The following is a 16,945-nucleotide window of genomic DNA, read 5'->3' as shown; positions in this document are numbered from 1 at the left end:
CAGCCACTCGACCCGTCTTTCATCGATCGCCGTTGCTCAGATAGGAACATATCATTCTGATGAGCTCCCGCTTCAGTTCCGGCGAGCCCAGCACATGCTTTCGAGCTGCACTGTGGATCACTCCTTCCACCGCACCGGATAGCAGTTGCGCGAGAACATCGTCGGAGGGACCGTCGCGGTCATTGCGATGCGTGGCGACGAAAGCTTTGTAGTGAGCGTGATATTCTGCCAGGAAGGCATCGTGTGCCAACCTCGAACCATCGTGGCCCGGAGCCTCATCCAGCAGCACCCTGTGAAGCTCCGGGTTCACATTGTGAGCGTCGATCATGCCTTGCACGAGCCCCTCCGCACGCTGCGGCAACGGCAGTGTACCGGCCATCGTTTTGCGCATGACCGTAAGGACCTCATCGAAATGACGACGCCTGACGGCTTCGACCAAGGAAAGCTTGTCAGGGAAATACTGATAAAGCGAGCCGATGCTGATACCGGCAACGGCCGCCACAGTATTGGTCGTGAAGCCGGCCCATCCGCGCTCCCCTAAAACGCGAGCACCCGATTCGACAATCGCATCGACCGTTGCCCGCGAACGCGCCTGGCTCGGCTCTTTTCGCATCGGCGAACGCGGTTTCCTAATGCGAGTAGACATGCGGCACCCATTCCATGAAAATGTGAACAGATTACTCGCATTTCATCGACCGACGAAAGAGTGTTTCATCATGAGCGAAATATCATTGCTGCAAACTCTGTTCCGCTATCAGGCCTGGGCGAATGAGGAATTGCTCGACGCTATCGGTCGCCTCGATCCTGCCCGCCACAGCAAGGAACGTCATCTCTCCATACGCCTGATGAACCACTCGCTGGTCGTCGGTCGCATATTCGCGGCGCATCTCACCGGAAGGGAGCACGGCTACTCGGACGACAATACGCCGGAGACGCCCTCCCTACCCGATCTTCGCCAGGCGCTGGCGGCCTCGAATCAATGGTATCTGACCTATGTCGAGACCATCAGCCCGGAGCTTCTGTCAGCTCCGGTACCGTTCGTCTTCACGGATGGCGACAATGGCTGCATGACGCGCCAGGAGATGCTCGTTCATGTCGTCACGCATGGAGGCTACCACAGGGGCGAGATCGGTCGGCTTCTGACGCAGCTTTCCATGACACCGCCCTGGGACACACTTGCCGTACATCTTCATCGCAGCGAACCCGCGCGCAGGCTGGCAATGGCGGCTGAATGAGCCACCGGGGCGGTTTTGGCTTTTCACAACGGCCTGGGCTTCGACAGTGCGCAATCGAGCGCCAGCGCCAGCGCGATGCCGACGGCATAGGCGACGATATTCCAGGGCGAGAACACCCTGCCCAGCAACAGGGCTCCGGCGGCGGTCAATCGAAAAGCATCGAGATCAGGCGTGTGCCAGAGCCTGAAAACCTCCACGGCGACCGCGATGAGCAGCGCAGCCACGGCAATCCTGAAACGCCCCTGTGACACGAAGATTGCCGCCAGGAGCCAATAGACCATCGCTCCCCACAGTAATGAGCCGCCATATTTGACGACCATGAAAGGCAGATTGATCGCATAGCCATAGCGCCGCAATGCAAGACCGCTGGCGATGGTCACCAGTAGCGACACGACCAGAAGCAGTCTCTCACGCGTCAATTTTCGCTGCATGTCCCACGACACTCCCTGCCCCTGATGGACCTGAGTCGACTGCGATTCAGCAAGACTGATTGCGATACTCCAAAGCAATCAGGAATATTGGAAGACCGTTCGCGCGAGCACAAACGACAAAAGGCCGGATGATCGCTCATCCGGCCTTCTATATTTAATCTGAAGCCTGGCCTTAAGCGGCTGCGGCTTCTTCTTCAGCAGCAACGCGAGCCTTGTCGGCTGCGCCCTTGGCGTTGACGTCGCGATCGACGAACTCGACGACTGCGAGAGCGGCATTGTCGCCCTGGCGGAAGCCGGCCTTCATGATACGCAGGTAGCCGCCGTTGCGGGTGGCGTAGCGGGTTGCGATCGCATCGAACAACTTCGAAACGACAGCAGCGTCGCGGATCTGCGAGATGGCCTGACGACGAGCGTGCAGGTCGCCGCGCTTGCCGAGGGTTACCAGCTTCTCGACGATCGGACGAATTTCCTTCGCCTTCGGGAGCGTGGTGACGATCTGCTCATGGGTGATGAGCGAAGCTGCCATGTTGGCGAACATCGCCTTACGGTGGCTAGCGGTTCTATTCAGCTTGCGGCCGGCTTTACCGTGGCGCATGGCTATTCTCCTTCACTTGCAGACATCGTTCGCCTGCAGTTTGTTGGTTAGTATTGGTCTTCGTAACGCTTGGCGAGATCTTCGATGTTCTCGGGCGGCCATGCCGGCACTTCCATGCCGAGGTGCAGGCCCATGGAAGCGAGAACTTCCTTGATTTCGTTCAGCGACTTGCGACCAAAATTCGGCGTGCGGAGCATTTCTGCTTCGGTCTTCTGAATGAGGTCGCCGATGTAGACGATGTTGTCGTTCTTCAGGCAATTTGCCGAGCGAACGGACAGTTCCAGCTCGTCCACCTTCTTGAGGAGCGCCGGGTTGAAAGCGAGTTCGGTGACTGCTTCTTCTTCGGCTTCCTTCTGCGGCTCGTCGAAGTTGACGAACACGCCAAGCTGATCCTGGAGGATGCGAGCCGCGAAAGCGACGGCATCTTCACCGCTGATCGAACCGTCGGTTTCGATCGACATGCTCAGCTTGTCGTAGTCGAGAACCTGTCCTTCGCGGGTATTTTCAACCTTGTAGGACACCTTCTTGACCGGCGAATAGAGGCTATCGACCGGGATGAGGCCGATCGGAGCGTCTTCCGCACGATTGCGCTCGGCGGGCACATAGCCCTTGCCGTTGTTGACGGTGAATTCCATGCGGATTTCGGCGCCCTCGTCGAGCGTGCAGATAACATGCTCGGGGTTGAGGATTTCGATATCGCCGACCGTCTGGATGTCGCCAGCAGTTACGACACCTGGGCCCTGCTTACGGACGACCATGCGCTTGCTGTCATCGCCGTCCATCTTGATGGCGATTTCCTTGATGTTCAGCACGATGTCCGTCACGTCTTCCCGGACGCCCGGGATAGAGGAGAACTCATGCAATACGCCGTCGATCTGCACGGCCGTTACAGCGGCACCGCGCAGAGAGGACAGCAGAACGCGACGCAGCGCGTTGCCGAGGGTGAGACCAAAGCCACGCTCCAGCGGTTCGGCCACGAGCGTTGCCTTCGTACGGCCGCTCGAGGTGAACTCGACCTTGTTGGGCTTGATCAGTTCCTGCCAGTTTTTCTGAATCATGTTTTTGCCTTCCGTTCGTTGCCACCATCCAATCGTGGCAACCGAGCTTGAGTAACACCAAGCCGGGCGCATCTACCCCGGCCGGTGTCGTGAGTGGCGATGATCAGACGCGACGCTTCTTGCGCGGGCGGCAACCATTGTGCGGGATCGGGGTCACGTCGCGGATGGACGTGATCATGAAACCAGCAGCCTGGAGCGCGCGCAGAGCGGATTCACGACCGGAGCCCGGACCGCAAACTTCAACTTCGAGCGACTTCATGCCATGTTCCTGAGCCTTCTTGGCGCAGTCTTCGGCAGCGATCTGGGCGGCGAACGGGGTCGACTTGCGCGAACCCTTGAAGCCCTTGGCACCAGCGGACGACCAGGCAATCGCGTTGCCCTGTGCGTCGGTGATAGTGATCATCGTGTTGTTGAAGGTCGAGTTGACGTGTGCGACGCCCGACGTGATATTTTTACGCTCGCGACGACGAACGCGTACGGCTTCCTTGGCCATGTTAGTCCTTTCTTGGATCTCTGCACCGCCGTAATGCCAGCGGCTACACCGAAGCGGCGCCCACGGAGCACCGCTTCAAACTCAAAAGAGGCCGGCGGACCGCCAGCCTCCCAAATCCGGTTGCCCGGAAATTACTTCTTCTTACCGGCGATCGCCTTTGCCGGGCCCTTGCGGGTGCGGGCATTGGTGTGCGTGCGCTGGCCGCGAACCGGCAGGCCGCGGCGATGACGCAGACCACGGTAAGAACCAAGGTCCATGAGACGCTTGATGTTCATCGCGGTTTCGCGACGCAGATCACCTTCGACCTGATAGTCACGGTCGATGGTTTCGCGGATCTGCAGAACTTCGGCATCCGTCAACTGGTTGACGCGACGCTCGGCCGGAATACCGACCTTCTCGCAGATTTCCTGAGCAAACTTCGGTCCGATCCCGTGAATGTAACGAAGCGCAATAACTACGCGCTTTGCAGTCGGGATGTTGACGCCAGCGATACGAGCCACGCCTGTTCTCCTTGCATTCCTTTTGCCTTGGCAAAGGTCTTGTTATGCAGCCCGGGAGCTGCTTGTTCAATGTGCGTCCGCCACATGTCAAAACGACCGTACCCGGACTTCCCGTTGGAAATCCGCGCCGATCGCATAGCATGTCGCGAGTTGGCGCGGTGTTTAGCGGAATCAGCGCAAAAAAGCAACCGCTCCGGCAAGTTTATTTTAAGCTATCTAAAGCTTAGCCAGGATAGCCTCTATGCTCTCGGTCACATGCTCGATATCGGCCATGCCGTCGATGCTCTGCAACTTACCCTTGGCATAGTAGTAACCGATCAGCGGCGAGGTCTCCTTGTAGTAGACCTGAAGACGAGTCGCCATGGTTTCGGCATTGTCGTCCGGGCGGCGCTTGAAATGCGTCGAGCCGCATTTGTCGCAGACACCCGCATTTGCAGGAACCTTGTCAGTGTCGTGATAGACGCTGCCGCAGTTCGAGCAGGAATAGCGGCCTGAGACGCGGCGAATCAGTTCGGCATCATCGACCTTGAGCTCGATAACGACGGAAAGCTCGAGGCCTTTCGCATTGAGCATCTTTTCGGTTGCATCCGCCTGCACCAGCGTGCGGGGAAAACCGTCGAGGATGAACCCCCTCGCGCAATCCGGCTGGTCGATACGCTCGGAAACGATCGCGTTGACCACCTCGTCTGGAACGAGCTTGCCAGCCTTCATCAAGGCGTCGGCGCGCTTGCCGACTTCCGTGCCGGCCTGAACGGCCGCGCGCAGCATGTCGCCGGTGGAAAGCTGCGGAATGCCATGCTTTTCCACGATGCGCTGGGCCTGGGTCCCCTTACCTGCTCCCGGCGGCCCTAAAAGTATGAGTCTCATCGCCCCCTCTTTCCTCCACGCAACTTCGATTTCTTGATCAGGCCTTCATATTGCTGTGCGATCAGGTGACCCTGAATCTGCGCCACCGTATCCAGCGTTACGCTAACCACGATCAGAAGCGAAGTGCCACCCAGAGACAAGGGAATACCTGTCTGGGATACGAGAATTTCGGGCAGGATGCAGACGAAGACAAGATAGATCGCGCCGATGACCGTGATGCGGGTCAGCACGTAATCGATATATTCGGCAGTGCGCTCGCCCGGACGAATGCCCGGAATGAAGCCGCCATGCTTCTTCAGATTGTCGGCCGTGTCCTTCGGATTGAAGACCAGCGCGGTGTAAAAGAAGGCAAAGAAGGCGATCAGAGCAGCGTAGAGCACCATATAGACGGGCTGTCCGTGGCCGAGTGCTGCAACGATGGAGGTAACCCAGGTCGGCAGCGCCGTATTGTTACCAAGACCGGCAGCCGTTGCCGGCAGCAGCAGCAGCGACGATGCGAATATCGCGGGGATAACGCCCGAAGTGTTAAGCTTCAGCGGCAGGTGCGACGTATCGCCCTGGAACATGCGGGTGCCAACCTGGCGCTTCGGATACTGGATCAGCAGGCGACGCTGCGCGCGCTCGACGAAGACGATGAGCGCAATGACCAGAATGGCGACGACCAGCACGGCCAGAATAAGAGGCGTGGAAAGCGCGCCGGTGCGGCCGAGTTCAAGAGTGCCAGCGAGCGCGGTCGGAAGACCTGCAGCGATACCGGCAAAGATGATCAACGAGATGCCGTTGCCGATACCGCGCGACGTCACCTGCTCACCGAGCCACATCAGGAACATGGTGCCGCCCAGCAGCGTTATGACGGTGGAAATGCGGAAGAACCAGCCGGGATCGACGACGACGCCGTTGCCATGCTCCAGGCCGATCGCAATACCATAGGCCTGCAATGCGCCGAGCAGCACCGTGCCGTAGCGGGTGTACTGGTTGATGATCTTGCGGCCCTGCTCGCCTTCCTTCTTCAGGTTCTCGAGCGAAGGAACGACCGACGTCATCAGCTGAACGATGATCGAGGCGGAAATATAAGGCATGATGCCGAGCGCGAAGATCGCCATGCGCTGCACGGCGCCGCCCGAGAACATGTTGAAGAGGCCGAGAATGCCGCCCGACTGATTCTGGAAAGCCTGGGCATAAGCGGCAGGATTGAGGCCAGGAAGCGGAATGTGGGTGCCGAGCCGGTAGACGAGGAGAGCGCCGAGCGTAAACCACAGGCGCTTCTTGAGATCCTCGGCTTTGGCAAAGGTCGAAAAATTGAGGTTGGACGCCAATTGTTCCGCTGCAGAAGCCATGCAAATCTCCGCATCACCAATTCCGGCATAGTCGGCCGAGTCCGGAATCGGTCTGTAAATTGTTCAAAAGCCGGGCTTCGGACGGATTGCGCTGCAATCGGGCGCCTCACCCTTGGTTCCCGTTATCGATCGGAAAGACACTTGCCGCATCGATCAGATTCGTGAGGCTCACATATGGGAGCAAAATCGCCCGAAGTGAAGTCACTTCGGGCGATTGTTGATAATATTATTCTGCGGCAGCAGCGAGCAGCTTGACGGAACCGCCAGCCTTTTCGATCTTCTCGACTGCAGACTTGGAAGCGCCTGCAACTTCAAGAGCAAGCTTCGCCTTCAGTTCGCCGTCCGAGAGAACCCGAACGCCGTCCTTGACGCGGCGAATAACGCCAGCTGCCTTGAGGGCTGCTGCATCAACAGTGCTCTTGGCATCGAGCTTGCCAGCATCGACGGCCGCCTGGATGCGTGCCAGCGATACGACAACGTAGTCGGATGCGAAGATGTTGTTGAAGCCGCGCTTCGGCAGACGACGGTAGATGGGCATCTGACCGCCTTCGAAGCCGTTGATCGCAACGCCCGAACGGGACTTCTGACCCTTCACACCACGGCCACCGGTCTTGCCGGAGCCGGAGCCGATGCCGCGGCCGAGGCGCTTGCGGCTGTGGGTCGAGCCTTCGTTATCCTTGATTTCATTCAGTTTCATAGCGAATTACCTCCGGCTCACTTCTCGTCGACAACGCGAACGAGATGCTGGACAGCACGGATCATGCCACGAACAGCCGGAGTATCTTCCAGCGTGCGGCGACGGTGCATCTTGTTCAGTCCGAGACCGATCAGCGTCTTCTGCTGAACATCCGGACGGCGGATCGGGCTGCCAATCTGCTCGACCGTAACGGTCGCCTTAGCTTCAGCCTTCTTGGTCGTCTTGGCCATAGGTCAAACTCCCTTATTCTTCGGAGGCGTTGCCCGAAGCGGCGCGGCGAGCCTGCAGGGTGGCATACTTGATGCCGCGCTGAGCTGCGATGTCCTTCGGGTGAACCTGGTGCTTCAGGGCGTCGAACGTGGCGCGAACCATGTTGTACGGGTTCGACGAACCGGTCGACTTGGCAACGACGTCATGAACGCCAAGCGTTTCGAAAACGGCGCGCATCGGACCGCCGGCGATGATACCGGTACCGACCTTGGCCGAGCGCAGCAGAACCTTGCCGGCGCCATGACGGCCATGGACGTCGTGATGCAGCGTACGGCCGTCGCGCAACGGTACGAAGATCATGTCGCGCTTGGCGCTTTCGGTTGCCTTGCGGATGGCTTCCGGCACTTCGCGTGCCTTGCCATGGCCGAAGCCTACGCGGCCCTTCTGGTCGCCGACGACGACGAGAGCGGCGAAGCCGAAGCGACGGCCACCCTTAACAACCTTGGCGACGCGATTGATCGCGACCAGCTTGTCGACGAATTCGCTATCGCGCTCTTCACGGCTCTGACGGTCTTCCCGCGGAGCCCTCTTTTCCTGTGCCATTGTCCTCTTCCTTTTTCTTTTCCGGGTGCAACGGGCAAACAAAACGAAGACCGCATCAACCTCCTAACGGAGATTTGCGGTCCGGTGAATATCCGGCCGGCATCCTAGGGATCACCGGCCGGAAATCTGATTAGAAGGTCAGGCCGCCTTCGCGGGCTGCTTCAGCCAGGGCCTTGATGCGGCCGTGGTAGATGAAAGCGCCGCGATCGAACACGACTTCCTTCACGCCGGCCTTGGAGGCGCGCTCTGCAACGAGCTTGCCAACGAGGGCTGCGGCTGCGGTATCGGCACCGGTCTTCAGAGAACCGCGCAGATCCTTGTCGAGGGTGGAGGCAGCCGCGAGGGTCTTACCAGCCACGTCATCGATGATCTGGGCGTAGATGTTCTTCGACGAGCGATGAACCGACAGGCGCGGACGGCCATTGGCCACCGACTTGATTTGGCGGCGCACGCGGTTGGCGCGACGCGCAAGTGCTTCTTTCCTGCTAGCCATTTCGCGTGTTCCTTACTTCTTCTTGCCTTCTTTGCGGACAATCCGCTCTTCGGCATACTTCACACCCTTGCCCTTGTAGGGCTCGGGGCCGCGATATTCGCGGATTTCAGCGGCAACCTGGCCGACCTGCTGCTTGTTGATGCCGGTGACGACGATTTCCGTCGGCTTCGGCACAGCGATCGAGATACCCTGCGGCGGCTCATAAACCACGTCGTGGCTGAAGCCGAGCGCGAGCTGCAGGTTCTTGCCCTGCATGGAGGCACGGTAGCCGACGCCGTTGATTTCGAGCTTGCGCTCGTAGCCGTCCTTAACACCCTTGAAGATGTTCTCGATCATCGTGCGGGACATGCCCCACTTTGCGCGAGCATCCTTGGAGTCGTTGAGCGGCGTCACGACGATTGCATTGTTTTCCAGCTTGAGACCGATTTCGTCGTTAGCGACGAAAAACAGCTCGCCCTTGGGGCCCTTGGCAGTCACTTTTTGGCCATCAACCGTGGCCGTGATCCCTGCAGGTACCTGAACGGGCTTCTTACCGATACGAGACATTTTTCAAACCTGTCTGTTTCGAAGGAGATATCTCTGTCCGATCTTAGAAGACCGAGCAGAGAACCTCGCCACCAACATTCTGTTCGCGAGCCTGGTGATCGGCCATCACACCCTTCGGGGTCGAAAGGATGGTGATGCCGAGACCGTTCGCGACCTGCGGAATGGACTTGACCGAGACGTAAACCCGGCGGCCCGGCTTGGACACACGGCCGATCTCGCGGATCACCGAAGCGCCTTCGTAGTACTTGAGTTCAATGTTGAGCTCAGACTTGCCGTTGCCAAAATCGACGACGGAATAGCCACGGATGTAGCCTTCAGCCTGGAGCACATCGAGAACGCGTGCACGGAGCTTGGACGCAGGCGTCGAAACCGACGACTTGCGGCGCGAAGCGCCATTGCGGATGCGGGTGAGCATATCGCCCAAAGGATCAGTCATAGACATCTAATCTGCTCCTTACCAGCTGGACTTGACGATGCCCGGCACCTTGCCGAGATTGCCGAGTTCACGCAGCGCGATACGCGACATGCGCAGTTTGCGGTAGTAGGCGCGCGGACGGCCAGACACTTCGCAACGGTTGCGAATACGGGTCTTCGATCCATCGCGCGGGAGCGATGCCAGCTTCAGAGTGGCCTTGAACCGGTCTTCGATCGAGAGAGACTGGTTCATGATGATTGCCTTGAGAGCAGCCCGCTTCGCGGCCTGGTTGGCAACCGTATTGCGGCGGCGCTTGTTCTTTTCAACTGCGCTTGTCTTCGCCATATCAGGGTTCCTTTTCTACGCTCGTCGTTACGGTTATTGACGGAACGGGAAGTTGAACTCTTTCAGAAGAGCCCGTGCTTCGTCGTCGGTCGTCGCCGTCGTGCAAACGATGATGTCCATGCCCCACATCTGATCAACCTTGTCGTAGTTGATCTCAGGGAACACAATGTGCTCCTTGATGCCCATGGCAAAATTGCCACGACCGTCAAAGCTCTTCGGGTTCAGGCCGCGGAAGTCGCGAACGCGCGGAAGCGCGATGTTGACCAGACGATCCAGGAACTCGTACATGCGGGCGCCGCGCAGGGTAACCTTCGCGCCGATCGGCATGTTTTCGCGGACCTTGAAGCCAGCGATGGAGTTGCGTGCGCGGGTGATGACCGGCTTCTGGCCAGCGATGGCCGCGAGGTCTGCAGCGGCAACGGTCGGCTTCTTCGAATCAGCCGTCGCTTCGCCAACACCCATGTTGATCACGATCTTGTCCAGCTTCGGGATCTGCATCTCGTTAGCGTAGGAGAACTGCTCCTGCATGGCTGCACGGATGCGAGCAACATATTCCTTCTTGAGCCGCGGCTCGTACTTTGCCTCAGCCATCGATCACTTCTCCCGAGGTCTTGGCCACACGGACCTTCTTGCCATCCACAACCTTGAAACCGACGCGGGTCGGCTTGCCGTCCTTGTCGACGATCGCAATGTTGGACAGGTGAAGCGGGGCTTCCTTGCTGATGATGCCGGCTTCCTGGTTCTGCGTCTGGCGCTGATGGCGCTTGATGACGTTGACGCCACGAACGACCGCACGGTCTTCCTTCGGCAGCACTTGAATGACTTCGCCGGTACGGCCCTTGTCCTTACCGGTCAATACGACAACCTTGTCGCCTTTACGGATCTTCTGCATCGCTCCGCTCCTTACAGTACTTCTGGAGCCAGCGAGATGATCTTCATGTGGTTCTTGGCGCGAAGTTCGCGCGGAACCGGTCCGAAGATACGGGTGCCGATCGGCTCTTTCTTGTTGTCGATGAGGACTGCTGCGTTGGTATCGAAGCGGATGACGCTGCCATCCGGACGACGGATGTCCTTGGCGGTACGAACAACAACCGCCTTCATCACGTCACCCTTCTTCACACGGCCGCGCGGAATAGCTTCCTTGATCGAAACGACGATAACGTCGCCGATCGAGGCATACTTGCGCTTCGAGCCGCCCAGCACCTTGATGCACATGACACGACGTGCGCCGGAATTATCCGCCACGTCGAGGTTTGTTTGCATCTGAATCATGTCAGGTCGCCTTCTTGTTGTTACCGGAATGGTTGGGCCAATCGACCCCCTACCCCGGCTTATGGACTAGTGTCTTGTCTGATTATGCCTAGGCTTCGGAACCACAATGGGTTGCCTCAGCCGGCCATCAATAAAGCAAAAGAACGCCCGTTCGCGAGCGTCCTGCTTCCAAGCTCGTGCTTCATACAGATATTTCGCCCAAGCGCAAGGGCCTGAGCGAAATTCTGTTACTTGGACTGGGCGGAAATGACCGTCCAGGTCTTGTCCTTGGAGATCGGTGCGCATTCCTCGATGGAAACGACGTCGCCGGTCTTGTACTGATTGTTTTCGTCGTGAGCCTTGTACTTCTTGGAACGACGAACGGTCTTCTGGAGCAGCGGGTGAGCGAAACGACGCTCAACGCGAACAACTACCGTCTTCTCGTTCTTGTCGCTGACCACGACGCCCTGCAGAATGCGCTTCGGCATGTTATTTTTCCTTTAGGCCTTTGCTTCTGCCGCCTTCTGGCGGGCAATGGTTTTTACGCGAGCGATGTCCTTGCGGACTTCATTGATGCGCGAGGACTTCTCGAGCTGGCCGGTCGCCTTCTGAAAGCGCAGGTTGAACTGCTCCTTCTTCAGCTTGGCAAGCTCGTCCTTGAGTTGGTCGGCGCTCAGGGCGCGAACATCTGCGGCTTTCATGAGCTTCTTCCTTACTCTGCAATGCGCTGAACGAAGCGCGTCTTGACCGAGAGCTTGGCAGCGCCGAGGCGCAGAGCCTCACGAGCGATTTCTTCGCTCACACCGTCGATCTCGAACATCATACGGCCGGGCTTGACCTTGCATGCCCAGTATTCGACAGAGCCCTTACCTTTACCCATACGGACTTCGGTCGGCTTTGCGGTTACCGGAACATCCGGGAACACGCGGATCCATACACGGCCGGCGCGCTTCATATAGCGCGTGATCGCGCGGCGGGCCGCTTCGATCTCGCGAGCGTTGACGCGGTTAGGCTCCTGCGACTTCAGGCCGAATTCGCCGAACGCCAGATCAGAACCACCCTTGGCAACGCCCTTGATGCGGCCCTTGAATTGCTTGCGGTACTTCGTACGCTTTGGCTGCAACATTTTCTTATTCTCCGAACTTATCTGCCACGTACGCTATCAAGCGTTGTCGCGGCGACGGTCTCTATCGCGATCGCGGCTAGCCGGACCCTGGGCGTCGCCTTCGAGCGCGCGGCGTTCGGAGGCCATCGGATCGTGCTCAAGGATTTCGCCCTTGAAGATCCAGACCTTGATGCCGCAGATACCGAAAGCGGTTTCTGCTTCAGCCGTACCGTAGTCGATGTCGGCGCGCAGCGTATGCAGCGGCACGCGACCTTCGCGGTACCATTCCGTACGAGCGATTTCTGCACCGCCGAGACGGCCGGCGCAGGTGATCTTGATGCCTTCGGCGCCAAGACGCATCGCGGACTGAACGGCGCGCTTCATCGCGCGACGGAAAGCAACACGGCGTTCCAGCTGCTGAGCGATCGACTGGGCAACCAGCGTCGCGTCGATTTCCGGCTTGCGAACTTCAACGATGTTGAGGTGCGTTTCGGAATTCGTCATGTCCGACAGCTTCTTGCGGAGCTTGTCGATGTCAGCGCCCTTCTTGCCGATGATCAGGCCCGGACGAGCCGAGTGGATCGTGACGCGGCACTTCTTGTGCGGACGCTCGATGACCACCTTGGAGATACCAGCCTGCTTTAGTTCGTTCATGACGAACTTGCGCATCTTCAGGTCTTCGTGGAGGAGCTGGCCGTACTCGGCATTGTCCGCGAACCAGCGGCTATCCCAGGTACGGTTGATGCCAAGACGAAAGCCGATCGGATTGATTTTCTGACCCATTATGCGGCCTCCCCTTGAGCTTCCACTTCACGAACGACGATCGTCAGGTGCGCAAACGGACGCTCGATGCGAGATGCGCGGCCACGACCACGAGCGTGGAAACGCTTCATGACGATCGACTTGCCGACGTAAGCTTCCGCAACGACCAGCGAGTCAACGTCGAGATCGTGGTTGTTTTCTGCATTGGCGATCGCAGATTCGAGCGTCTTCTTCACGGCGCCAGCGATACGCTTGCGCGAGAATTCCAGCTCTGCGAGCGCGCGGTCAACCTTCTTGCCGCGGATCGAAGCCGCGACTAGGTTGAGCTTCTGCGGGCTGACGCGGAGCGTGCGCGCAACTGCCTGCGCCTCGTTTTCCTTCAGCCGGCGTTCGGTTTTTGCCTTGCCCATTGTTACTTCCTCTTCGCCTTCTTGTCCGCACCGTGACCATAGTAGGTACGGGTCGGGGCGAACTCGCCGAACTTGTGTCCGACCATGTCTTCATTGACGCTGACCGGAATGTGCTTGCTGCCGTTGTAGACGCCGAAGGTGAGACCAACGAACTGCGGCATGATCGTGGAGCGACGGCTCCACATCTTGATTACTTCGTTACGTCCGCCTTCACGCACCTTCTCAGCCTTCTTGAGAAGATAGCCGTCAACAAACGGACCTTTCCATACTGAACGAGCCACTTGAGACTTCCTCTCTTACTTCTTGCGCTGATGGCGCGAGCGCATAATCATCTTGTCGGTCGACTTGTTCGACCGCGTACGCTTGCCCTTGGTCGGCTTGCCCCATGGGGTCACCGGATGGCGACCACCGGAGGTGCGGCCTTCACCACCGCCGTGCGGATGGTCGACCGGGTTCATGACAACGCCGCGGTTATGCGGCTTCTTGCCACGCCAACGCGAACGACCAGCCTTACCGTCGTTGATGTTGCCGTGATCCGGGTTCGAAACCGCACCGATCGTGGCAAGGCAGGTGCCGTGCACGAGGCGCTGTTCGCCCGAGTTCAGGCGAAGGATCGCCATGCCCTGGTCGCGGCCGACGAGCTGAGCGTAGGAACCAGCGGAGCGAGCGATCTGACCGCCCTTGCCCGGCTTCATTTCCACATTGTGGATGATGGAGCCGACCGGGATGAACTGAAGCGGCATGGTGTTGCCAGGCTTCACGTCCACTGCCTTTTCCGAAGCGATGACCTTATCGCCCGAAGCAAGACGCTGCGGAGCAATGATGTAGGCCAGTTCGCCGTCCGTGTACTTCACCAGAGCGATGTAAGCGGTACGGTTCGGATCGTATTCGATACGCTCGACGGTTCCCTCGACGTCGAACTTGCGACGCTTGAAGTCGACCAGACGATAGCTGCGCTTGTGACCACCGCCCTGGAAACGGACGGTGATGCGGCCGGTGTTGTTACGGCCACCCTTGGAGGTGAGGCCTTCGGTCAACGACTTGACCGGCTTGCCCTTGTAGAGCGAGGAGCGATCGACAATGACCAGCTGACGCTGGCTCGGGGTCGTCGGATTGAATGTTTTCAATGCCATTTTCTTATTCCTCAGAGACCGGTGGAGACGTCGATCGACTGGCCTTCGGCAAGCGTCACAACAGCCTTCTTCACGTCCTTCTGCTTGCCGACGAGACCCTTGAACCGCTTGGTCTTGCCGAGGCGCAGCAGAGTGTTAACGGCCGTAACCTTGACGCCGAAGAGCGCTTCGACGGCAGCCTTGATTTCCGGCTTCGTCGCGGTCTTGGCAACGTTGAAAACAACCTGGTTATTGTCCGAAAGCAGCGTGGACTTTTCGGTGATCGCAGGAGAAACGATCACATCGTAATGGCGAAGATCCGTCACTTGAATCGCTCCTCTAGAGCTTCAACTGCAGCCTTGGACAGCACGAGCTTGCCGCGGCGCAGGATGTCATAAACGTTGATGCCCTGAACCGGGAGAACATCGATATTCGGGATGTTCTGGGCTGCGAGCTTGAAGTTGCTGTCGAGTTCAGCACCGCCGATGAACAGAGCGTTCGTCAGGCCGAGCGTCTCGAAAGCGCCAGCGAGTGCCTTGGTCTTGGCTTCGGTAGCGACGAGATTGTCGATGACAATCACATCTTCAGCCTTGAACTTGGCAGAGAGAGCGTGACGCAGGCCGAGGGCGCGAACCTTCTTCGGCAGATCATGCTCGTGGCTGCGAGCGACCGGGCCGTGAGCCTTACCACCGCCGCGGAACTGCGGAGCGCGAGCCGAATGGTGACGAGCGCGGCCCGTACCCTTCTGCTTGTACATCTTGGCGCCGGTGCGCGCTACGTCCGCGCGGCCCTTGGCCTGATGCGTGCCCTGCTGCTTCTTGGCGAGCTGCCAGCGAACGACGCGAGCGAGAATGTCTTCACGCGGCTCGAGGCCGAAAATCGCATCAGAAAGGGAAACCTTCCCGGCGTCTTTGCCCTCAAGGGTCTTGACGTTGAATTCCATTGGTTTGGCTCCCTTACTTCGCTGCCGACTTGACGGCGTCGCGCACGATGATCCAGGCACCCTTGGAGCCGGGAACCGCACCCTTGACCAGGATCAGACCGCGATCTTCGTCGGTCGATACCACTTCAAGGTTCTGCGTCGTGACGCGGGTCTGGCCCATGTGACCAGCCATCTTCTTGTTCTTGAACACCTTGCCCGGATCCTGGCGCGAGCCGGTCGAACCGTGCGAACGGTGCGAAACCGACACACCGTGCGTGGCGCGCAGACCGCCGAAGCCGTGGCGCTTGATGGCGCCGGCAAAGCCCTTACCGATCGTCGTGCCGGTCACGTCGACGAGCTGACCCGCCGTGAAGTGACCTGCGTTAAGCTCGGTGCCGACTTCAAGCAGATTGTCTTCCGTGACACGGAATTCTGCGAGCTTGGCCTTCGGCTCTACGCTTGCGACGGCGAAATGGCCGCGAAGAGCCTTCGTCGTGTTCTTAACCTTAGCTTGGCCGGCACCCAGCTGAACTGCGGTGTAGCCATTCTTTTCAACTGTGCGCTGGGCTACGACCTGGCAGCCTTCCATACGCAATACGGTAACCGGGACATGCTCGCCGGCGTCGTTATAGACGCGGGTCATTCCCACCTTCTGTGCAATCACACCTGAACGCATCGGTTCAATCCTTCTCACTCAGCTCGACGACCGGAGGCCTTAGAGCTTGATCTCAACATCGACACCGGCGGCGAGATCGAGCTTCATCAGCGCGTCTACCGTCTGCGGGGTCGGGTCAACGATGTCGAGGAGGCGCTTATGCGTGCGCATCTCGAACTGCTCGCGGCTCTTCTTGTCGATGTGCGGGGACCGGTTTACCGTAAACTTCTCGATACGAGTCGGAAGCGGAACGGGGCCCCGGACGCTTGCACCGGTGCGCTTCGCCGTCGACACGATCTCGCGCGTGGAAGCATCGAGAATCCGGTGATCGAACGCCTTCAGGCGAATGCGGATATTTTGGCCGTTCATTCGACGTTATCCTTGTGTTTGTTATCTCGCGTGCCTTTCGAAAAGGCACGGTTTGTTCTGTTTCCTAAGGCGGACCACCGGTTTCAAAGATCGAGAGGGACGCCGACTGCGGCATCCCTATCCACTCTTTAGGCCTTTCGGCCCACCTTATTGTTAATTTCATTGGCCGCTTCGTTATCCGAAGCAGCGCGCAAATCGCGCTCGCGCGCCATTTGCAACATTTCTATGTCATAAGCAAGCGGCTAGTGCCGCTTGCATCATAATAATGTCATCGAATCGGCCACTCGGATGGAGTGGCCGTCTTCGAATTACTCGACGATGGATGCCACGATGCCAGCGCCGACGGTACGGCCGCCTTCGCGGATGGCGAAGCGAAGCTTTTCTTCCATCGCGATCGGAACGATCAGCTCGACGTCAACCGTGACGTTATCGCCAGGCATAACCATTTCCGTGCCTTCCGGAAGCGTCACGATGCCGGTCACGTCAGTCGTACGGAAGTAGAACTGCGGACGGTAGTTCGTGAAGAACGGCGTA

The 16,945-nt window shown here is 58.7% G+C and carries 31 protein-coding genes; 1 reads left to right on the top strand and 30 read right to left on the bottom strand.

Annotation, left to right across the window (positions count from 1 at the left end; all coding sequences use genetic code 11):
* Positions 1-19: 19 nt before the first annotated feature.
* On the bottom strand, positions 20-613 hold the full coding sequence (locus PH558_RS14165; protein ID WP_285205029.1) for a TetR/AcrR family transcriptional regulator: 594 nt from the start codon (positions 611-613) through the stop codon (positions 20-22).
* Positions 614-716: 103 nt separating this feature from the next.
* Between PH558_RS14165 and PH558_RS14160 the strand changes: the two genes are divergently transcribed.
* Positions 717-1,235 (top strand): DinB family protein, encoded by a 519-nt coding sequence (locus tag PH558_RS14160; RefSeq protein ID WP_285205028.1) that lies wholly within the window; start codon positions 717-719, stop codon positions 1,233-1,235.
* A 23-nt stretch (positions 1,236-1,258) separates the two neighbouring features.
* On the opposite strand, the gene PH558_RS14155 is transcribed toward PH558_RS14160, so the two are convergent.
* The 29 genes from PH558_RS14155 to PH558_RS14015 form a co-directional block, all read right to left on the bottom strand.
* Positions 1,259-1,666: a ribosomal maturation YjgA family protein gene (locus tag PH558_RS14155; protein WP_285205027.1), complete on the bottom strand. Its 408-nt coding sequence runs from the start codon at positions 1,664-1,666 to the stop codon at positions 1,259-1,261.
* Positions 1,667-1,838: 172 nt separating this feature from the next.
* Positions 1,839-2,261, bottom strand: a complete 423-nt coding sequence (gene rplQ, locus PH558_RS14150; protein ID WP_015339614.1) for a 50S ribosomal protein L17 — start codon at positions 2,259-2,261, stop codon at positions 1,839-1,841.
* A 47-nt stretch (positions 2,262-2,308) separates the two neighbouring features.
* Positions 2,309-3,319 (bottom strand): DNA-directed RNA polymerase subunit alpha, encoded by a 1,011-nt coding sequence (locus PH558_RS14145; protein WP_047634789.1) that lies wholly within the window; start codon positions 3,317-3,319, stop codon positions 2,309-2,311.
* A gap of 103 nt (positions 3,320-3,422) precedes the next feature.
* Complete coding sequence (gene rpsK, locus PH558_RS14140; RefSeq protein ID WP_004118426.1) at positions 3,423-3,812, bottom strand: 30S ribosomal protein S11; 390 nt, start codon at positions 3,810-3,812, stop codon at positions 3,423-3,425.
* 131 nt (positions 3,813-3,943) lie between these two features.
* On the bottom strand, positions 3,944-4,312 hold the full coding sequence (rpsM, locus tag PH558_RS14135) for a 30S ribosomal protein S13 (protein WP_004118424.1): 369 nt from the start codon (positions 4,310-4,312) through the stop codon (positions 3,944-3,946).
* A 216-nt stretch (positions 4,313-4,528) separates the two neighbouring features.
* Positions 4,529-5,179 (bottom strand): adenylate kinase, encoded by a 651-nt coding sequence (locus PH558_RS14130; protein WP_095434670.1) that lies wholly within the window; start codon positions 5,177-5,179, stop codon positions 4,529-4,531.
* A complete protein-coding gene (gene secY, locus PH558_RS14125) occupies positions 5,176-6,516 on the bottom strand; it encodes a preprotein translocase subunit SecY (protein WP_075852346.1) in 1,341 nt (446 codons plus the stop codon). Before secY ends, PH558_RS14130 begins: the two co-directional genes overlap by 4 nt.
* A gap of 226 nt (positions 6,517-6,742) precedes the next feature.
* Entirely contained in the window at positions 6,743-7,213 is a 471-nt protein-coding gene (gene rplO / locus PH558_RS14120) for a 50S ribosomal protein L15 (RefSeq protein WP_069611904.1), read from the bottom strand.
* 17 nt (positions 7,214-7,230) lie between these two features.
* A complete protein-coding gene (gene rpmD, locus PH558_RS14115; protein ID WP_007690786.1) occupies positions 7,231-7,443 on the bottom strand; it encodes a 50S ribosomal protein L30 in 213 nt (70 codons plus the stop codon).
* Between the two features lie 13 nt (positions 7,444-7,456).
* Positions 7,457-8,026, bottom strand: a complete 570-nt coding sequence (gene rpsE, locus PH558_RS14110) for a 30S ribosomal protein S5 (protein WP_004118414.1) — start codon at positions 8,024-8,026, stop codon at positions 7,457-7,459.
* A gap of 130 nt (positions 8,027-8,156) precedes the next feature.
* Positions 8,157-8,519 (bottom strand): 50S ribosomal protein L18, encoded by a 363-nt coding sequence (rplR, locus tag PH558_RS14105; protein WP_069611903.1) that lies wholly within the window; start codon positions 8,517-8,519, stop codon positions 8,157-8,159.
* Positions 8,520-8,531: 12 nt separating this feature from the next.
* A complete protein-coding gene (rplF, locus tag PH558_RS14100) occupies positions 8,532-9,065 on the bottom strand; it encodes a 50S ribosomal protein L6 (protein ID WP_092715850.1) in 534 nt (177 codons plus the stop codon).
* 43 nt (positions 9,066-9,108) lie between these two features.
* Positions 9,109-9,507: a 30S ribosomal protein S8 gene (rpsH, locus tag PH558_RS14095; RefSeq protein ID WP_015339607.1), complete on the bottom strand. Its 399-nt coding sequence runs from the start codon at positions 9,505-9,507 to the stop codon at positions 9,109-9,111.
* A gap of 12 nt (positions 9,508-9,519) precedes the next feature.
* On the bottom strand, positions 9,520-9,825 hold the full coding sequence (gene rpsN, locus PH558_RS14090) for a 30S ribosomal protein S14 (RefSeq protein WP_004118406.1): 306 nt from the start codon (positions 9,823-9,825) through the stop codon (positions 9,520-9,522).
* 33 nt (positions 9,826-9,858) lie between these two features.
* Positions 9,859-10,416 carry a 50S ribosomal protein L5 gene (rplE, locus tag PH558_RS14085; RefSeq protein ID WP_069611901.1) on the bottom strand — a complete coding sequence of 186 codons (558 nt, stop codon included), beginning with the start codon at positions 10,414-10,416 and terminating at the stop codon, positions 9,859-9,861.
* Complete coding sequence (gene rplX / locus PH558_RS14080) at positions 10,409-10,717, bottom strand: 50S ribosomal protein L24 (protein WP_069611900.1); 309 nt, start codon at positions 10,715-10,717, stop codon at positions 10,409-10,411. Before rplX ends, rplE begins: the two co-directional genes overlap by 8 nt.
* 11 nt (positions 10,718-10,728) lie before the next feature.
* Positions 10,729-11,097, bottom strand: coding sequence for a 50S ribosomal protein L14 (gene rplN, locus PH558_RS14075; RefSeq protein WP_003573790.1), 369 nt, complete (start codon positions 11,095-11,097; stop codon positions 10,729-10,731).
* A gap of 227 nt (positions 11,098-11,324) precedes the next feature.
* Positions 11,325-11,564, bottom strand: a complete 240-nt coding sequence (gene rpsQ, locus PH558_RS14070; RefSeq protein ID WP_015339604.1) for a 30S ribosomal protein S17 — start codon at positions 11,562-11,564, stop codon at positions 11,325-11,327.
* A gap of 12 nt (positions 11,565-11,576) precedes the next feature.
* On the bottom strand, positions 11,577-11,777 hold the full coding sequence (gene rpmC / locus PH558_RS14065; protein WP_007690763.1) for a 50S ribosomal protein L29: 201 nt from the start codon (positions 11,775-11,777) through the stop codon (positions 11,577-11,579).
* Positions 11,778-11,788: 11 nt separating this feature from the next.
* Positions 11,789-12,202, bottom strand: a complete 414-nt coding sequence (gene rplP / locus PH558_RS14060) for a 50S ribosomal protein L16 (protein ID WP_004118395.1) — start codon at positions 12,200-12,202, stop codon at positions 11,789-11,791.
* 36 nt (positions 12,203-12,238) lie between these two features.
* Positions 12,239-12,964 (bottom strand): 30S ribosomal protein S3, encoded by a 726-nt coding sequence (rpsC, locus tag PH558_RS14055; RefSeq protein WP_004118393.1) that lies wholly within the window; start codon positions 12,962-12,964, stop codon positions 12,239-12,241.
* Entirely contained in the window at positions 12,964-13,353 is a 390-nt protein-coding gene (gene rplV, locus PH558_RS14050) for a 50S ribosomal protein L22 (RefSeq protein WP_285205026.1), read from the bottom strand. Before rplV ends, rpsC begins: the two co-directional genes overlap by 1 nt.
* Before the next feature lie 2 nt (positions 13,354-13,355).
* Positions 13,356-13,634, bottom strand: a complete 279-nt coding sequence (rpsS, locus tag PH558_RS14045) for a 30S ribosomal protein S19 (RefSeq protein WP_037199970.1) — start codon at positions 13,632-13,634, stop codon at positions 13,356-13,358.
* 15 nt (positions 13,635-13,649) lie between these two features.
* Positions 13,650-14,486 carry a 50S ribosomal protein L2 gene (gene rplB, locus PH558_RS14040; protein ID WP_095434667.1) on the bottom strand — a complete coding sequence of 279 codons (837 nt, stop codon included), beginning with the start codon at positions 14,484-14,486 and terminating at the stop codon, positions 13,650-13,652.
* A gap of 11 nt (positions 14,487-14,497) precedes the next feature.
* Positions 14,498-14,791, bottom strand: coding sequence for a 50S ribosomal protein L23 (locus PH558_RS14035; protein WP_015339600.1), 294 nt, complete (start codon positions 14,789-14,791; stop codon positions 14,498-14,500).
* Positions 14,788-15,408: a 50S ribosomal protein L4 gene (gene rplD, locus PH558_RS14030; protein WP_015339599.1), complete on the bottom strand. Its 621-nt coding sequence runs from the start codon at positions 15,406-15,408 to the stop codon at positions 14,788-14,790. The genes PH558_RS14035 and rplD overlap by 4 nt, the downstream gene beginning before the upstream one ends.
* A 13-nt stretch (positions 15,409-15,421) precedes the next feature.
* Entirely contained in the window at positions 15,422-16,063 is a 642-nt protein-coding gene (gene rplC, locus PH558_RS14025; RefSeq protein ID WP_069611897.1) for a 50S ribosomal protein L3, read from the bottom strand.
* Positions 16,064-16,102: 39 nt separating this feature from the next.
* A complete protein-coding gene (gene rpsJ, locus PH558_RS14020; protein ID WP_003547547.1) occupies positions 16,103-16,411 on the bottom strand; it encodes a 30S ribosomal protein S10 in 309 nt (102 codons plus the stop codon).
* A gap of 308 nt (positions 16,412-16,719) precedes the next feature.
* Positions 16,720-16,945: EF-Tu C-terminal domain-related protein (locus tag PH558_RS14015; RefSeq protein ID WP_483314156.1), on the bottom strand; the 226-nt coding region annotated here is incomplete at its 5' end.

The organism is Rhizobium pantanalense (genome assembly GCF_030182525.1).
Lineage (GTDB): Bacteria > Pseudomonadota > Alphaproteobacteria > Rhizobiales > Rhizobiaceae > Rhizobium.
The sequence above is the reverse complement of the archived record's forward strand: the minus strand, read 5'-3'. Positions and strand labels throughout refer to the sequence as shown.

Coding starts and splice junctions, on each gene's coding strand:
- PH558_RS14165 (WP_285205029.1), bottom strand. CDS start 613: ATGCGAAAAGAGCCGAGCCAGGCGCGTTCGCGGGCAACGGTCGATGCG.
- PH558_RS14160 (WP_285205028.1), top strand. CDS start 717: ATGAGCGAAATATCATTGCTGCAAACTCTGTTCCGCTATCAGGCCTGG.
- PH558_RS14155 (WP_285205027.1), bottom strand. CDS start 1,666: ATGCAGCGAAAATTGACGCGTGAGAGACTGCTTCTGGTCGTGTCGCTA.
- rplQ (WP_015339614.1), bottom strand. CDS start 2,261: ATGCGCCACGGTAAAGCCGGCCGCAAGCTGAATAGAACCGCTAGCCAC.
- PH558_RS14145 (WP_047634789.1), bottom strand. CDS start 3,319: ATGATTCAGAAAAACTGGCAGGAACTGATCAAGCCCAACAAGGTCGAG.
- rpsK (WP_004118426.1), bottom strand. CDS start 3,812: ATGGCCAAGGAAGCCGTACGCGTTCGTCGTCGCGAGCGTAAAAATATC.
- PH558_RS14130 (WP_095434670.1), bottom strand. CDS start 5,179: ATGAGACTCATACTTTTAGGGCCGCCGGGAGCAGGTAAGGGGACCCAG.
- secY (WP_075852346.1), bottom strand. CDS start 6,516: ATGGCTTCTGCAGCGGAACAATTGGCGTCCAACCTCAATTTTTCGACC.
- rplO (WP_069611904.1), bottom strand. CDS start 7,213: ATGAAACTGAATGAAATCAAGGATAACGAAGGCTCGACCCACAGCCGC.
- rpmD (WP_007690786.1), bottom strand. CDS start 7,443: ATGGCCAAGACGACCAAGAAGGCTGAAGCTAAGGCGACCGTTACGGTC.
- rpsE (WP_004118414.1), bottom strand. CDS start 8,026: ATGGCACAGGAAAAGAGGGCTCCGCGGGAAGACCGTCAGAGCCGTGAA.
- rplR (WP_069611903.1), bottom strand. CDS start 8,519: ATGGCTAGCAGGAAAGAAGCACTTGCGCGTCGCGCCAACCGCGTGCGC.
- rplF (WP_092715850.1), bottom strand. CDS start 9,065: ATGTCTCGTATCGGTAAGAAGCCCGTTCAGGTACCTGCAGGGATCACG.
- rpsH (WP_015339607.1), bottom strand. CDS start 9,507: ATGTCTATGACTGATCCTTTGGGCGATATGCTCACCCGCATCCGCAAT.
- rpsN (WP_004118406.1), bottom strand. CDS start 9,825: ATGGCGAAGACAAGCGCAGTTGAAAAGAACAAGCGCCGCCGCAATACG.
- rplE (WP_069611901.1), bottom strand. CDS start 10,416: ATGGCTGAGGCAAAGTACGAGCCGCGGCTCAAGAAGGAATATGTTGCT.
- rplX (WP_069611900.1), bottom strand. CDS start 10,717: ATGCAGAAGATCCGTAAAGGCGACAAGGTTGTCGTATTGACCGGTAAG.
- rplN (WP_003573790.1), bottom strand. CDS start 11,097: ATGATTCAGATGCAAACAAACCTCGACGTGGCGGATAATTCCGGCGCA.
- rpsQ (WP_015339604.1), bottom strand. CDS start 11,564: ATGCCGAAGCGCATTCTGCAGGGCGTCGTGGTCAGCGACAAGAACGAG.
- rpmC (WP_007690763.1), bottom strand. CDS start 11,777: ATGAAAGCCGCAGATGTTCGCGCCCTGAGCGCCGACCAACTCAAGGAC.
- rplP (WP_004118395.1), bottom strand. CDS start 12,202: ATGTTGCAGCCAAAGCGTACGAAGTACCGCAAGCAATTCAAGGGCCGC.
- rpsC (WP_004118393.1), bottom strand. CDS start 12,964: ATGGGTCAGAAAATCAATCCGATCGGCTTTCGTCTTGGCATCAACCGT.
- rplV (WP_285205026.1), bottom strand. CDS start 13,353: ATGGGCAAGGCAAAAACCGAACGCCGGCTGAAGGAAAACGAGGCGCAG.
- rplB (WP_095434667.1), bottom strand. CDS start 14,486: ATGGCATTGAAAACATTCAATCCGACGACCCCGAGCCAGCGTCAGCTG.
- rplD (WP_015339599.1), bottom strand. CDS start 15,408: ATGGAATTCAACGTCAAGACCCTTGAGGGCAAAGACGCCGGGAAGGTT.
- rplC (WP_069611897.1), bottom strand. CDS start 16,063: ATGCGTTCAGGTGTGATTGCACAGAAGGTGGGAATGACCCGCGTCTAT.
- rpsJ (WP_003547547.1), bottom strand. CDS start 16,411: ATGAACGGCCAAAATATCCGCATTCGCCTGAAGGCGTTCGATCACCGG.